This window comes from Kribbella sp. NBC_01484, from assembly GCF_036227145.1.
Taxonomy (GTDB): Bacteria; Actinomycetota; Actinomycetes; order Propionibacteriales; family Kribbellaceae; genus Kribbella.
The window spans coordinates 5,237,601-5,252,255 of sequence record NZ_CP109437.1 but is presented as its reverse complement, the minus strand read 5'-3'; the positions used below and the strand labels follow the sequence as shown (position 1 = coordinate 5,252,255).

The 14,655-nt window shown below is 66.6% G+C and carries 13 protein-coding genes; 6 read left to right on the top strand and 7 right to left on the bottom strand.

The annotated features are described in order from the left end of the window. Positions 1-27: 27 nt before the first annotated feature. From OG555_RS25895 to OG555_RS25865, 7 genes are read right to left on the bottom strand one after another with little or no spacing between them, the layout of a single operon-like run. Positions 28-1,203 (bottom strand): N-acetylglucosamine-6-phosphate deacetylase, encoded by a 1,176-nt coding sequence (locus OG555_RS25895; RefSeq protein ID WP_329475141.1) that lies wholly within the window; start codon positions 1,201-1,203, stop codon positions 28-30. Continuing rightward, positions 1,194-1,937 carry an SIS domain-containing protein gene (locus OG555_RS25890; protein WP_329475140.1) on the bottom strand — a complete coding sequence of 248 codons (744 nt, stop codon included), beginning with the start codon at positions 1,935-1,937 and terminating at the stop codon, positions 1,194-1,196. The genes OG555_RS25895 and OG555_RS25890 overlap by 10 nt, the downstream gene beginning before the upstream one ends. Continuing rightward, positions 1,930-2,670, bottom strand: coding sequence for a 6-phosphogluconolactonase (locus tag OG555_RS25885; protein WP_329475139.1), 741 nt, complete (start codon positions 2,668-2,670; stop codon positions 1,930-1,932). The genes OG555_RS25890 and OG555_RS25885 overlap by 8 nt, the downstream gene beginning before the upstream one ends. Next, entirely contained in the window at positions 2,670-3,491 is an 822-nt protein-coding gene (locus tag OG555_RS25880; protein ID WP_329475138.1) for a fumarylacetoacetate hydrolase family protein, read from the bottom strand. Before OG555_RS25880 ends, OG555_RS25885 begins: the two co-directional genes overlap by 1 nt. Further along, positions 3,488-5,002 (bottom strand): hypothetical protein, encoded by a 1,515-nt coding sequence (locus OG555_RS25875; protein ID WP_329475137.1) that lies wholly within the window; start codon positions 5,000-5,002, stop codon positions 3,488-3,490. The genes OG555_RS25880 and OG555_RS25875 overlap by 4 nt, the downstream gene beginning before the upstream one ends. Before the next feature lie 41 nt (positions 5,003-5,043). Further along, positions 5,044-5,943, bottom strand: a complete 900-nt coding sequence (locus OG555_RS25870; RefSeq protein WP_329475136.1) for a carbohydrate ABC transporter permease — start codon at positions 5,941-5,943, stop codon at positions 5,044-5,046. After that, positions 5,943-6,824, bottom strand: coding sequence for a carbohydrate ABC transporter permease (locus OG555_RS25865; RefSeq protein ID WP_329475135.1), 882 nt, complete (start codon positions 6,822-6,824; stop codon positions 5,943-5,945). The genes OG555_RS25870 and OG555_RS25865 overlap by 1 nt, the downstream gene beginning before the upstream one ends. 198 nt (positions 6,825-7,022) lie before the next feature. Here OG555_RS25865 and OG555_RS25860 point away from each other — a divergent pair, with 198 nt between their 5' ends. Genes OG555_RS25860 through OG555_RS25835 form a run of 6 tightly spaced genes read left to right on the top strand, consistent with a single transcriptional unit; the run spans position 7,023 to position 14,559 of the window. Continuing rightward, the gene (locus OG555_RS25860) at positions 7,023-8,345 is read left to right on the top strand and encodes an extracellular solute-binding protein (protein ID WP_329475134.1); all 1,323 of its coding nucleotides are present in this window, start codon (positions 7,023-7,025) and stop codon (positions 8,343-8,345) included. A gap of 4 nt (positions 8,346-8,349) precedes the next feature. Next, entirely contained in the window at positions 8,350-9,405 is a 1,056-nt protein-coding gene (locus OG555_RS25855) for a Gfo/Idh/MocA family protein (RefSeq protein WP_329475133.1), read from the top strand. Next, on the top strand, positions 9,402-11,621 hold the full coding sequence (locus tag OG555_RS25850) for a heparinase II/III family protein (protein WP_329475132.1): 2,220 nt from the start codon (positions 9,402-9,404) through the stop codon (positions 11,619-11,621). Before OG555_RS25855 ends, OG555_RS25850 begins: the two co-directional genes overlap by 4 nt. Positions 11,622-11,655: 34 nt before the next feature. Further along, positions 11,656-12,399, top strand: coding sequence for an amidohydrolase family protein (locus tag OG555_RS25845; RefSeq protein ID WP_329475131.1), 744 nt, complete (start codon positions 11,656-11,658; stop codon positions 12,397-12,399). 26 nt (positions 12,400-12,425) lie between these two features. Then, a complete protein-coding gene (locus OG555_RS25840; protein ID WP_329475130.1) occupies positions 12,426-13,196 on the top strand; it encodes an amidohydrolase family protein in 771 nt (256 codons plus the stop codon). Continuing rightward, positions 13,189-14,559, top strand: coding sequence for a hypothetical protein (locus OG555_RS25835; RefSeq protein ID WP_329475129.1), 1,371 nt, complete (start codon positions 13,189-13,191; stop codon positions 14,557-14,559). The genes OG555_RS25840 and OG555_RS25835 overlap by 8 nt, the downstream gene beginning before the upstream one ends. Positions 14,560-14,655 lie beyond the last annotated feature (96 nt).

The window sequence follows — 14,655 nt, the reverse complement described above, 5'->3', positions numbered from 1 at the left end:
GCGTACGTCGTACCGGCATCCCTCTGCTCAGTGGAACGACAGCGTCCGATCCCCGGGCTGCCAGTCGAAGATGATCACGTCCGAGATCCGAGTCCCCGGCTGAATCTGCTCGGCAACTGGGATCATCCGCGTGGAGTTGATGATGCGCGCAGGGTTGGTCGTCGCCATCGTGAGTGCGTCGGCCAACGAGAACGCTCCGGCTGCCCAGGCGACCCCGTCCGCGAGTGGCGCGGCCGCCCCCGCGAGGTACGGCGTACCCCGCACGAGTAGCCGTCCGTCGTCTGTGAGCTCCACATCTCCGCCGATGGTCGACGAATAGTTGCCCGGCGCTTGGCCTCCGACCGCGACGGAATCGGACACCAGAAACGACCGCTCGATACCCTTCGCCCGGACCATCGCGACGAACGTATCCATCGGCAGATGGTGGCCATCAGCAATGAACCCGGCCTGCAGCCGATCCTCCGCCAACTGTGCCCACAGGTAGTTGGGATGCCGCGGCAACTGAGCATGCGCACCATTCCCAAGATGCGTCGACAAGCTCGCACCCGCATCCACCGCGGCATGCAGCTGCGCCGCGTCAGCATGCGTATGGCCGATCGCCACCCGAGTGCCGGAGGCAACCACCGCAGCAATGAACTCCGCACTCCCAGCCCAATGCGGCGACACCGTGATCAACCCGACCAGCCCACCCGACACCTGCTGACACAGCTCGAACTCAGCCAGATCAGGCGCCCGAACCTCAGCCACATCGTGACACCCCCGCGGCCCCTCCTGATCCGAGATGTGCGGCCCCTCAAGATGCACAAACGGAATCGCCGCCGCAACCTCCGCATGCCGCCGCCGAGCCTCAGCGACAACGCTCACGGCCCGCCGCATCCGCTCGCCGCTCGCGGTAATCACCGTCGGCACAAACGTCGTGACCCCAACTCCCCGCAACGCCTCCCGCAACCCCACAACGGTCTCGACCGACACCCCCTCTCCGTTCAGGTCAAACCCCCCAAACCCATTGACCTGCAAATCAACAAGCCCAGCACTGATCCACGGCGCCTCCCCCGCACCACCCCCACGGTGGGGCGGCTCGACCTCGGCGGGGCCGGGCTCGAGTGGCTCGCGGTGGATGGTGATGATGCGGCCGTCGGCGTGGTCAAGGTGCAGGAGGTCTCCTGACCACGGGTCGCGCCCGGACAGCGTGCCTACAGCCACCGGACTCGCCCCCGGAATCGGCCGATGAAGGCCGCGTTGGCCTCGTCCCCACCCGGCGCGTTGCCACTCCGCCACACCGGCGGTACGACGTCCCGTTCGATCAGCAACTCGATCGTCCGCATCACCAGCGTGTTGAGCGCGAACGCGTTGGCAAACGTGGAGACCGCGCCGACCCGCTCAGGCATTCCGTCGACCTCGAGCACCGCATCGCCGATCGGGACCTTGGTATCCACGGCCACGTCCACCACGTCATGCAGGTTGGCCGCGGACGGATGCCGAGCCGGGTGATCCTTCGCCGTCTTCTCCGCATGCTCGCGCGAACTCACCCCGATCGTCCGCACACCCCGCTCCCGCGCAGTTAGCGTCGCATCGATGAGCGCCGCATTGATCCCATACGCGTTCACCAGTATCAGCAGATCATCCGGACCGAGCCCGGCATTCTCGATCACGATGCGACCGTATCCAGGCGTCCGCTCCACCGCCATCGAACGCAGCGCCCCGTTCGACAGCAGCGTCCCTTCATCCAGGATCGCCGACACATGCATCAGCCCGCCGGCCCGGAAGAACACCTCCTGCGCCGCGAGGTTGGAATGCCCGCCCGGCCCGTAGACCTGAATCAGCCGATCAGCCGCCACCTGATCAGCCATCATCCGCGCCGCTGCGCCGATCGACTCGCCCTCTTCACCCTCTATCCGGCCGAGCAGCTCCGTGATCGCGGCCAGGTACTCACTCATCGCCAAACGCCTCCCGATCGACGAACAACCGAGCCCGCGAATGTGTACGGAGCACACTGGCCGGCACCGCCGGATCCACAGCCCCCTGCAGAGTTCGCCGTACGGCGTCCCGCTTCGCCACCCCTGACACCATGCAAAAGACCTCCCGCGCCGACAGCAGACAAGGCACGGTCAACGTCCACGCATGCGTAGGTACGTCGTCAATTCGCGCGAACAAACCTTCATCCACCTGCTGCCGCCGACTCGTCTCGTCGAGCGCGACGACCTGCACGATGTCCGTCGTACCGAAGTCCGCCGGTGGATCGTTGAACGCCAAATGCCCGTTCACTCCGATCCCCGCCAACACCACATCGATCGGCGCTGCCGAAACCAAACCCGCATACCGAGCAGCCTCGGCCTCCGGATCGGCACCACCCTCCGGGTCGAACACCGTCAACGGCGCCGGCGTCGTGAAGTGCCGACGCAACCACAGGCCAAACCGTTGCTCCGCGTCAACCGGCAGGCCGACGTACTCGTCCATGTGAAACGCCTGGACCTTCGACCAATCGATGCCCTCAGCAACGGACAGTGCGGCGAGGGTCTGCGTCTGGCTCGGTGCGGCGGCCAGGACCAGCCGGGCCGCGCCTCGCTCGTCGATCGTCCGGCGCAGGGAATCCGCCGCCGCAGCCGCAGCGGCTGCACCCAAGGCAATCGGATCAGGAAAGACCTCGACAGCGAGCTGATCGACGATCATCAGACCAGCCTCGAGTGCTGCTCGCCCAGGCCGTCGGCCCAGACTCGGAGGACGTCGCCCGCGCGAAGGAAGCGCGGCGGCTGCTGCCCGGAGCCAACACCGGCCGGCGTGCCAGTGCTGATCACGTCGCCCGGATAGAGCGTCATGAACTGGGAGATGTAGTGCACCAGATGCGCGACCGAGAAGATCATCCGCGCGGTCGAGCTCTCCTGCACGGCATCCCCGTTCACCTCGAGCCCGAGCTTGATCGCCTGCGGATCAGGAACCTCATCGGCGGTCAGCACCCACGGACCGAGCGGGCAGAACGTCGCCGAGTTCTTCCCCTTGTCCCACTGACCGCCGCGCTCCAGCTGGAAATGCCGCTCCGACACGTCGTTGACCAAGACATAGCCCGCGACATGCTCCAGTGCATCCGCCTCGCTCTCGAGATAGGCCGCCGCACGCCCGATCACCACCCCGAGCTCGACCTCCCAGTCCGTCTTCTCGCTGCCCCGCGGAATGACGATGTCGTCGCGCGCACCGACCACCGTGTCCGGCGCCTTCAGAAACAGAATCGGCTCGGTCGGCGCCTCGTGACCACCCTCGGCCGCGTGATCGGCGTAGTTCAGCCCGACACACACGACCTTCCCGGGACTGAGCGGCGCGGCCAGCCGCACGTCCTCGAACGCGGCGACCGTCTCCACATTCGCGCCGGCGGCACGCTCCCGCCACCGGATCGGGTCAAACGCCTCGGCCTCACCCGGCAGCGTCACCACTCGCCCATCGTCGGCCAGTACAGCGTCGCGGAGCCCGACGTCGGTGTGGACACGTAGCAATCTCACTTATTCCTCCAGGGAGCTTGTTTGGCCCAGTTCAAGTACGCAATACCCAATGCATGGGACCCTTGCACCGGCACGAGCTGCACCGCGTCGTAGACACGCAGGGACTGCTGGTAGACGACCGGGTCATGCTCGGCGTATGCACCCCACCGCGCACACTGCACCGCATTGGCCGGCACAGCGTCCGCCGTACCGTCGACGCGCAACCACACCTCGGTCGCCGACCGGATCACCTTCTTCGTGAACGTCGCGGTGAACCGCTGCACGTCCGCCGCGAGTCCAGTATCGATCCCCGCCTCGTACGCCGCGTGGACAAACTCGAGACTGATCGCGGCGTGACTGATGTCCTCGATCTGCCGCGAGGCCGGGTACGACGGCGTGTACTCGGAGATGCCCGCGGTCTTCGGGTACCCGGCGTACAACTGGCTGTACGGCGGCCAGTAGGGCCAGACATACGCCCCGTCGGCCCCGAGGGTCAGGCCAGCTCGGTACTGGTTGAGCATGGCGACGATCTTGGTGCGGGAGCGCTGCTCCCCTGTCGCGCGGTAGAGCTCGACGATCACCTGGCCGAGACCGTGACTCTGGTTGTACGGCTGGATGGTGCCGTCGAACGGAATCGGCGCACCCTTCGGCCAGACATAATCGCCGCTCGCCGCGTACTCCTCGTCATGGAAGGCGACGGCCTGGCGCGCGGCCTCCAGCAGCTCGACCGCCCGCCGACGACGGCCGCCCTTCTTCAGTCTCGGTGACTGCATTACCACGCGGGCGTAGCGAGCCATGGGGAACGCGATCATCCCGGTGTGCACGGCGAACACATAGTACTGCGGCTGGAACCTGATCGTCGTCGCCACGGGAGCTGGCGCTGACTCGGGCGAGGTCCTGAGATCGACCGCAGTCCACCGGAGCGCTGCTGTGTAGGCGTTGTTGACCGCGGTGACAACGTACGACGCGGCCGACGGATCGAACGAGACTCCACGCAAGGTGACCATCCCGGTGATACCAGGGTTCCTGAGGACAAGGTCGAACATGCTGCCGGACACGTTCGAGACCTCGGCCGTCGACTCGGCGGAGCGCGCCCCGGACCACCGGAGCTGGACGGCCGGCGTGCCGTTGCCGTCGGGGAGCACGCCGTGGCCGGCCGTGTAGTTGCCCGCGCTGCGCCAGACCGTGCCCGACCGCCCGCGGTAGTCCGTCACGCCGCGCGCCTTGTCGGTAGTCGCGAGTACGTGGGCGGCGCGTTGCTCGAAGGTCTGTAAGTACTTGAGATCCTGATACGCCTCGTACATCCGGAGCAGGCCCAACATGAAGTACGACTCACCCCACGCATACAGCCCGACCTCGTTGTTGGTGGGATTGGTCGCGAGGTATGCCGCCTGGGCCGCATCGAAGGCCTCGGGCGAGTCGTAGACGAGGGCGTCGGCGAAGGCCGGGACGGCGGACGTGCCGGCCCAGGCGAGGGCTCCGGTGGCAGCGGAGCCCAGGAGCAATGTGCGGCGGGTGATGTGTGGAGTCATCTCGTGGCCTCACTGTGTCGTAGGGGGGCGTGTGGTGGGGGTCAGCCTTTGACGGCGCCGCCCATGCTGTTGAGGATGCGTTTCTGCAGGAGGATGAAGACCATGACGACCGGAACCAGCGAGATCACCGTGCCCGCGGCCAGGCCGCGCACATCGGTTCCGCTGACACCGCTCAGATACGCGATACCGAGCGCGATCGGGAACTTGGACTGACTGGTGAGCGTGACCAACGGCCAGATGAAGCTGTTCCAGACCGAGACGAAGCCGAGGATCGCGAGCACCGCCAGGGTCGGCGCGACGATCGGTACGGCGATCCGCCAGAAGATGGCGAACTCGTTGGCCCCGTCCACCCGGGCCGCCTCGATGATCTCGTCCGGGATCTGCGAGAACGCCTGGCGGAGCAGGAAGATGCCGAGCGAGGAGAGGATGGCCGGCAGGATCACCGACGCGAACGTGTCGGTCAGCCCGAGCTGGCTCATCACCAGGAAGCGCGGGATCAGCATCAGCTCGCCCGGCAGGAACATGATCGACAGGAAGAGCATGAAGAACAGACCACGGCCGCGGAACGCGATCCGGGCCAGCGGATAGGCGGTCAGCGCGGACACCACGAGGTAGATCGGGACGGTGATGCCCACATAGATCAGTGAGTTCACCAGGAAGCGCGCGTACGGGATCGTCGTCCAGGCCTCGCGGAACCAGTCGGTCACCGGCGGACGCGGGATGAGGTCCGGCGGGAAGCCGAACACGTCCTGGCCGGCCGGTTTGGTGGCCGAGCTCAGCAGGATCAGGAACGGCCCGATGAACAGTGCTGCCACCGCGATGAGCACGACATACGCTGCGATCCGCCGTACTGTGCGGCCGGGGATCCGTGGTTGCGTCGACGAACGGCCGAGGATCCGGGTCAGCGAGGGCGAGCGGCCGAGTCGGCGCCGGGCCGCCATCAGACGTCCCTCCGTCGGGTGACGAGAAGGTTGAAGCCGGCCAGGACGATCATGATCGCCCACAGCAACAATCCGACGGCGCTCGCGTAACCCATGTCGTAGTCCTCGAACGCCTTCGACCAGATGTAGTAGCCGAGGGTCAGGGTGGAATCGAGCGGCCCGCCCCGGGTCATCACATAGACCGACTCGAACGCCCGCATCGCCTCGAGCATGCTGAGGATCAGCGTCACCGCGAACGTCGGTCGCAACGAGGGGACGACGACGTGCCTAAGCCGCTGCCAGCCGTTCGCTCCGTCGATCGTGGCCGCCTCGACCTGCTCGGACGGGACCGCCTGCAAGCCGGCGAGGTAGATCATCATGAACAGGCCCGCGTTCTTCCAGGCCTCCAACAGGACGACGGTCGGCAGTGCCCAGTGCCGGTCGAGGAGGAAGTCGATCGGGCCGGCGTCGACCAGGCCGAGCAGCCAGTTGACGACGCCTTCGCGGTTGAAGACGTACCGCCAGGCGACGGCCACCGCGACCATCGAGGTGATCACCGGTAGGTAATAGAGCATCCGGAACGCCTGGATCGCGCGGAGCTTGACGTTCACCAGCATGGCCAGGAACAGCGGGGCGACCACGGTGAGCGGCACGAACATGACCACGAACAGCAGCGAGTTGCGCAGCGCGATCCACACTCTGGGGTCGTGCAGCAGCCGGGCGAAGTTGTCCAGGCCGGAGAACCGGACCGGACTGACGATGTCGTAGTCGGAGAACGCCAACTGGATCGCGATCACGGCCGGCCAGGCGAACATCGCGGCGTACATCAGCAACCCGGGCAGCATGAACACGTACGGCGTGTACCAGCGCTGGCCGACAGTACGGCCACTGAGACCCGGCATCGCGCTCACCCCTTCGTGTCGGAAACCTGGCTTTCAGATTTACGATTGGAGGAACCGTAGCTCACCGCGAGCGTCGTCGGAAGCGACAATTCACAGAAACTCTCGGAGGTTCCGCGCCTGTGCACAACAGATTGCCAAACGGCGAAGTGTCTGTAAGTCTTGTTTAGGACATCCGAATCTGCCCCCGAGGAGCTCGCGATGACGCGACGCACACGATCCTTGCTGCGGAGCCGTCTGGTCCCCGCCGTGGCCCTGGCGCTCGCTCTGCCACTGACCCTGGCCGCTTGCGTCTCCGGCAGCCCGGCCGCCGGCGACGAGCCGAAGCAGTCCGGTGAGGCCTACGCCGGCGACGTCGAGTGGTGGACGATCAACCTGCAGAAGAACTACGGGCCTGACATCCAGAAGTGGATCGACGCCTACCAGAAGGAACACCCCAAGGTGTCCATCAAGTGGGTCGACGTCCCCGGCCAGGACATCACCACCAAGCTGCTGGCCGCGCTCGCGTCCGGCAAGGTGCCGGACGCCGTCAACATCACGTCCGCGACCACCGGGCTGTTCGCCGGCTCGATGGCCGATCTGAACTCTCTGTTCAGCAAGGACGACCTGGCCGCCTACGCGCCCAACCTGTCCGATCCCTTAGTTGCCGATGGCAAGCGCATCGCGATCCCGTGGTACAACGGCGGCACGTCGCTGGGCTTCTACAACAAGGACCTGCTCGCCAAGGCTGGTTTCGATCCGGCGAAGCCACCGGTGACGTACGACGACGCCCTCGCGCTGGCCAAGGCGTACCACGACGCGACCGGGAAGTCGGCGACGAACTTCATGGCCTACTCCAGTGTCGTCCAGGCCGACGGCATCCCGCTGCTGTCGGAGGACAAGAAGAAGGCGGTCTTCAACACACCGGAGACCCTCGCGCTGATGGAGAAGTTCAAGGCCGAGTTCGGCTCGGGCGCGATCGCTCCCGGCAGCCTCGGCGCCAACCAGCGTGACCTGCCGCAGTCCCTGGAGAACAAGCAGATCGCGTTCAACCCGGTCGCCGTCTCCAGCAGCCTGCTCAACATCCAGAAGAACTCCCCCGCCGTCTACGGCTCGATCGTCGTCGGTCCGCCGGTCGCCGGTAGTGACGGGAAGTACTACATGTCCGGTCAGCAGATCATCGGCATCCCGGCCAGGTCCGACAACCAGGCCGCGGCTGCCGCATGGATCAAGTACGTGACCGCTCCCGAGCAGCAGCTCGCGCTGTGCAAGCTGGTGCCGATCTACCCGTCGTCCGTGAAGGCGCTCGCGGACCCCTTCTTCACCGACATCTCCGGCAACACGCCGGCGGACGAGGCCCGGAAGATCCTGCTCAAGACGTTCACCAACAGCGTCGACGCGTCGCTCGGTTCCGGGAACGACGAGCAGTTGCGGCAGCTGTTCGACGATCAGATCCGGGCGTACATGTCGGGCACGAAGACCGCCCAGCAAGCCTTGGACGCCGCCGAACAGGCATGGAACGACACTCTCGCGAAGGGCCGATGAGTTGATGACCAACGGGGTGCGGATCGGGATCGTCGGCGCCGGGATCATGGGACGAGGCAATGCCTTGTCCCTGTCCGGGCTGCCCGATGTCGAGGTTGCGGCGGTGACCAGCCGCTCGGCGGACTCCGCCGTACGACTGGCTGACGAGATCGACGGGCGAGGTGCCAAACGGCCGACGATCCATCCGGATCTGGAGGCACTCCTTCGAGACGACTCGGTGGACGCCGTCGTACTGACCACGCCGGATCACCTGCACGGCGAGATGATGGTGCAGGCCGCGTCGGCGGGGAAGCACATCCTCGTCGAGAAGCCGTTGACCACTTCGGTTGCCGAGGCGGACGCCGCGGTCAAGGCGATCCGAGCGAACGGCGTCGTGGCGATGTGCTTGTTCAACCATCGCTGGGTTCCGGCATACGCGCAGGCCCATGAGTTGCTCGCGGATCTTGGCGAAGGCGCGGTTGCCTATGCGCGCAAGGACGACACGATCTTCGTGCCGACCGAGATGCTGTCCTGGGCGGATCGGACGACGTGTGCGTGGTTTCTGTCCAGTCACGACATCGACCTGGTCTCCTGGCTGCTCCGCGATCAGGTACGGCGGGTCTACGCGACGGCTCGCTGGGGGAAGCTGCGATCGCTCGGAATCGAGACGCCGGACGCGATCCAGATCCAGGCGGAGTACTCGCGGGGCGCGGTGGCGACGTTCGAGTCGGCGTGGATCTATCCGAATACGTTCCCGACGACGGTCGACTCCTATGTCTCGGTGATCACCGACGACGGCGTGGTCCAGCTGGATCGCCAGAAGGAGAGTGTCGTCCTCGCTCGCGCGGACAGTTACACCTACCCGCGGAACATGCTGCAACGGGTGATGCACGGGATCCCGGCCGGTGCGTACGCCGACGCGATCGCGCACTGGGTCTCCTGCTGCCGCACCGGCAAGCAGCCGCTCATCACCATCGAGAGCAGCCGGAACGTGACCGCCGTACTCGAAGCCGCCCACACCTCGATCGAGAGCAGGCAGCCCGTCGAAGTCTCGATGTTGCCTGACCCAGGGAACGCATGAACGCCACATCAGGCCCGGAGAAGCCGCGGCACATCGACCATCGGATCAACCGGATCGGGACCGACGACCTGATCAAGGCGTTCGGCTCGCCTCCTGGTGTCCACGATCTCGGCACGCTGCGTTCGTTTGTGGCGGACCACATGCAACGACCGGCCTGGCCGTTGCGGGAGTGGGTCGAGGCGATCCGGTCGACGCCTGCGGTTGAGGCTGTCCTGACCGAGGCTGCACCACTGCTCACCGGTGTGGACGTGACCGGGAGCGAGCACGGCAGGTCGCGGCGCTACGGGTTCCACTACCTGGGTTGGTTGTCACCTGGAGTCCCCGCGTGGCTGCTGACCGGCGATGATCGGTACCTGTATGCCTTCGAGAAGCATCTCGACGAGTGGGTGGATCGGCACGACTCCGTGACCGGTGAGTGGCCGGGGCTGGACGTCATCTGGTATTCGCTGGGCACGTGGGCGCGGTGCCGGAATCTCCTGCCCACGTTGGAGGTTCTGACCGACTCGGCCTTATCGGACCAGGCTTGGGGCCGGCTGGTCGCCACCCTGGTCGGCGGGGCTCGGTGGGCGCATGACGAGCACGACGTCTTCCGGCACGGCAACTGGCAGTTGGTGTGTGCCACCGAACTGCTGCACATCAGCACCGTGCTGCCCGACCTGGTCGAGGCTGGTGTCTGGGCGTCGCGGGCCCGCGCACGGATCGACGAGCACTTGCTGCTCGATGTCTACGCCGACGGTGGGCACTACGAGCGTTCGCCCGGGTACCACAAGATGTGCCTGACGGCGCTGCAGACGGCGGCGGTGATCGACGCAGACGTGGCGGCGCACCCGAAGGTGGCGGCCATGCACGACTGGTTGGGCGCGCTGGTCTCCCGCGGTGGCTGGATTCCGCACCTGCAGGACAGCCATATCGAGTGGCCGGCGACCTCTCTCCTCCGCGGCAGCTATGTGCTCGACGATCCGACCCTGGCACGGATCGCGGCCCTGTGGCTGACGCCTGACGAGTTCGCGTCGGAGGCCGCAATGCTGCCCGCTTGGGAAGACGCGGCCAGGCAGCAGCGCTGGACGGATACGCTCGCCGCAGCGCGCGAGGGACTGCAGGAGATCCAGCCCGCACTGCCGCGGAGCACCGTGCTGCCCGACTCCGGCTACGTGATTCTGCGCGGCGACGACCTGCGGGCGGTGATCAACTACGGCCCGCACATCGAGCACGAACTCGAGTCGCACTCGCATCGCGCCGTACTCGATCTGGTTCTGGATGGCTGGCAGCGACCGCTGCTGTGGGAGGCAGGTAGTCCGCCGAGCTATGACGATCCGGAGTACCTGACCTGGTACCAGTCGGGTCGGGGCCACAACACCGTGCTCGTGGACGATCGCGAGCTCGGCACGGACCGCGGCGTGACTGTCGATCCACTCGTCGACACCGAGAAGCTCGCGGTCTTCTCCGGCCACCACCGCGGCAACGGGTTACCTCAGTCCCGCACCATTGCCATGGTCCGTGAGGAGCCTGCCTTCGTGGTGGTCTCCGACAGCAGTGCCGAGGAATCACACATCTTCCGAGCCTGCTGGCATTCCCTCTACCCGTGGCGTGAGGTAGAACCACTGACGTACGACGCCTCGTCCGCTGATGGGCCGGGCTTGCTCCTCGTCGAGGTGGGCAACCCGTCGACGACCGCCGCGGAGACGTCGGAGGGCACGGCCCGGCGTCCACTGGTAGATCGCCGTACTGCGGAGTACGGATCGCTGCACTCGCTCGTGCTGAAGCGCGACACAGGCGTCTTCACTACAGTCCTTGTACCACACGCCACCGCGGAGCAGCCCAACGTTCGCGTCACCCGAGACGACGGCGAGCTCACGATCGACCACGGCCACACTGTCGACCGAGTCGGTCCCTCCGCGTGGGTCCGCACCAAGCGGACACATCTCCTGGTGGAAATGTTGTCCTGGGCAACAGGTTGGCGCGTGCAGTCGCTCCTCGATCGCGGGCGCCCGTTGCTGCGGACTTCAGAGGATGTAGACGCAACAGCCACGGTCGTCGACGGTGCGCTGCAGTTGGAGGTGACCTGCACCGGGCGCTGCGGACTCTGGATCTGGCCGACGGGCGACATCCGGCTCGACGGCGTACTCGTCACCCCGGAACCGGCAGACGACGGTTGGGCACACCTCACCCTGCCGTACACCGGCCGCTGGACCGTCCAAGGGGCGCGCCATGACTGACGAGGCCACCACCGGATGGTTCGACGCCCGCATCGTGACCGGTGCGCATCCGTCCTCCTTGGTCCCACCGACAGACCGCGATGCGATCGCGGCTCATCTCGATACCTACCGCATGTCAGGTGCTCTGGTCAGTGCCATGGCCTCCTGGCTACACGATCCCTTGGCCGGAAACGCTGAGGCCAGCTCGGTGGCGCATAGCCTGGCAAACCGTGGTGTGCTGGCCTGTTGGACTGCGGTGCCTCGCACTCCGGGTGAGCTGGAGTCGCTGGAAAAGCTGGTTGATCAGGCCATGGCGGAAGGTGTCGCGGCCTTCAGAGTTCATCCGCACTCCCACGGGTACTCGCCGGCCCTACTCGGGGATCTGTACGGCGCGCTCGAGGCGAACGGGCTTCCGCTCTGTGTCGATGCCGGCGAGATCGGCTGGACTGACATCGAAGCGATCGCCCGGCGCTTTGCCGGTCTGCCGATCGTCGTCTCGAGCGTCGGTTACCGGCAGCTTCGCTCACTGTGGGCGGTGCTGAGCGACCACGACAATGTGTTCGTCGATCTGGTCGACTTCGCCGCACACCAGGCAATCGAGTGGCTGGCTGCGAACGGGCTCGCTGATCGGCTGCTGTTCGCGACCGGGCTCGGGCTTCGCGATCCCGGTGAGTGCATCGTGCGGCTCGCTTGGTCGGGTCTGGATGACGACACCGTCACCCGAATCGGTTCGGGTACTGCGGCTCGCTTGTTCGGCGCACGGCGTACCGGAGAGCTCAGAGTGGCGGGACAGTCATGATCGGGCGGCGTCCGAAGCACAGGGTTGTGGATGTCCACGCGCACCTCGGCCCGTACTCCCTGTTCCACATCCCCGACCCGGACGCCGTGACGATGGTCGACGTGATGGACCGGACCGGGACCGAGGTCACTGTCCTCTCCGCGAATCGCGCCATCCAGCAGGACGCACACCTGGGCAACTCGCAGGCGCTGGCTGCCGTCGACGCCCATCCCGGCCGGATCGCGGCGTACGCGGTGATCAACCCGTGGCAGGACCCGAAGCGCGAACTCGAGCGCCTCGCCGGCGACGAACGGTTCGTCGGGATCAAGGTGCACCCGACCCTGCACCGTTACCCCGTGACCGGCGCACGGTACGCGGCGGTCTGGGCGTTCGCGGAGGAGACCGGGTGTCCGGTGGTCAGTCACTCCGAGCATCGGTCGGCGTACGACGCTCCGCCACTGTTCGAGGCGGTTGCGGAGAAGTACCCGCGCGCGTCGGTGATCCTCGGGCACGCGGGCATCACGCCGGCCGGTGTCGACGAGGCGATCGAGGCCGCGGTACGGCATGAATCGCTGTGGCTGGAGGTGTGCGGCTCGCAGATGACCGGGCCGCTGATCATGGGGATGATCGAGCGGGTTGGTGGGCACCGAGTGTTGTTCGGCTCGGACTTCCCGTTCATCGACCAGCGCATGTCACTCGGGCGAGTGGTGTGCGCGCCACTGACAGAGAGTCAACGCCAAGATGTTCTGAGCGGGAACGCGCGCAGACTGTTCCGGTGGCGTCCGCTGCCGGAGAACGAGGGGTTGACCGATGAGTGACTTCATCCAGCCGACCGAGCCGCCGACGGCCGGGGAGCGTCTGCCGGCTGTCACGGTGGGGCTGTTCGGGCCGCGGAAGCTGGTGCGGACGATGGCGGAGGTCGGGCTGGATATAGCCCTGCGTTCGGCGGGCCGGGTGCGGTTCCTGAGCGGCGGTTACGACGACCAGGCCGACGCGGAGGAGCGGTACCTGAAGTTCCGGGACCGGATCGATTCGGCGGTGTTCCCTGGCCCGTGGGTGTTCGACATCGCCACCGACGGGCACTGGCTGACGGTCCCTTCGACCCACCTCCCGCTCACCGGCGCCGCGCTGTACGCCGCCCTGTTGCGCGCCTCGCTGACTATCGAGGACGTCGACCTGAGCAGGGTGAGCATCGACTCGCTATCTACGGCCGACGTCGAGGAGGCGTACGCCGAGATCGGTCTCGACACCACCGACGTGTACGACATCCCGTACGAGGGTCCGGACTCGGTGGCCGGGTTCGCGGCTTTCCATCGGGAGAAGTGGGAGCAGCAGCACACTACGGTCGCGCTGACGACGATCCTCTCGGTCGAACGTGAACTACGGGCGCAGGGCATCCCGGTACTGCGGATCGCCCCGACGCGATCGAGTGTGCGCGACGCTCTCGAGACCGCGATCCTGCTCGGGCGGGGCACCCGGATGGGCGCGCATCAGCTCGCGATGATCGCTGTACAGCTCATCCCGGCCGGCTTGTCCCGGGGTGAATCCGGCGACTACTGGCAGCAGGAGCTCGCCCTGATGACACATCAGAAGCTGCTCTCCGAAGCCCGACAGGTGGGCGCCACCGTCGCACGCCGCTCGGACACGCTGTTCCTCGTCACGACCACGCACGGTGCCCTGGTCCGACTGACCGAGCAGTTCACCATCGCTCCGTTCCTCGGTGGGTTGACGGCACAGCTCGGCGTACCGGTGGCGATCGGGGTCGGCGCCGGCCAGACCGCGCGGGATGCGGAAGGCAACGCTCTGATCGCGGTGGAGGAGTCGGTCAGCCGCGACGGCAAGTTTGCGGTGTACCTCGATGACACGAGTACGCGGACCGAGCTCCCGCCTGCGCCGGCGGTCACGGAAGCGACGCCGCCCGACAGTACGTCGCCGATCGACCCGCGAGCACTCGAGATCGTCACCTCGATCGCCGCCGCGACCACGCCGGCCGCCGGCCAACAGGTCGTTGTCGACGTCGAGAGCGTCGCCGACATCATGCAGGTCACCCAACGCACCGGCCTCCGCATGCTCAAGGAACTGGTCGAAGCCGGCCTCGCCTGGCCCCTCCCCCCAGCCCGCTCAACCGCCGGCGGCCGCCCCCGCCAACAATTCCGCCTCCTAACCGAAAAACTCGACTAACCCCGTCCCCACCTCCCGCACCACCCACCCCAACCAATCCACCCCTCCGGCCCCTTCCCCATCCACTCCCTCGACGGCTCTCGCGACTGATCCCGT

Coding starts and splice junctions, on each gene's coding strand:
- OG555_RS25890 (WP_329475140.1), bottom strand. CDS start 1,937: ATGAGTGAGTACCTGGCCGCGATCACGGAGCTGCTCGGCCGGATAGAG.
- OG555_RS25885 (WP_329475139.1), bottom strand. CDS start 2,670: ATGATCGTCGATCAGCTCGCTGTCGAGGTCTTTCCTGATCCGATTGCC.
- OG555_RS25875 (WP_329475137.1), bottom strand. CDS start 5,002: ATGACTCCACACATCACCCGCCGCACATTGCTCCTGGGCTCCGCTGCC.
- OG555_RS25870 (WP_329475136.1), bottom strand. CDS start 5,943: ATGGCGGCCCGGCGCCGACTCGGCCGCTCGCCCTCGCTGACCCGGATC.
- OG555_RS25865 (WP_329475135.1), bottom strand. CDS start 6,824: ATGCCGGGTCTCAGTGGCCGTACTGTCGGCCAGCGCTGGTACACGCCG.
- OG555_RS25860 (WP_329475134.1), top strand. CDS start 7,023: ATGACGCGACGCACACGATCCTTGCTGCGGAGCCGTCTGGTCCCCGCC.
- OG555_RS25855 (WP_329475133.1), top strand. CDS start 8,350: ATGACCAACGGGGTGCGGATCGGGATCGTCGGCGCCGGGATCATGGGA.
- OG555_RS25850 (WP_329475132.1), top strand. CDS start 9,402: ATGAACGCCACATCAGGCCCGGAGAAGCCGCGGCACATCGACCATCGG.
- OG555_RS25835 (WP_329475129.1), top strand. CDS start 13,189: ATGAGTGACTTCATCCAGCCGACCGAGCCGCCGACGGCCGGGGAGCGT.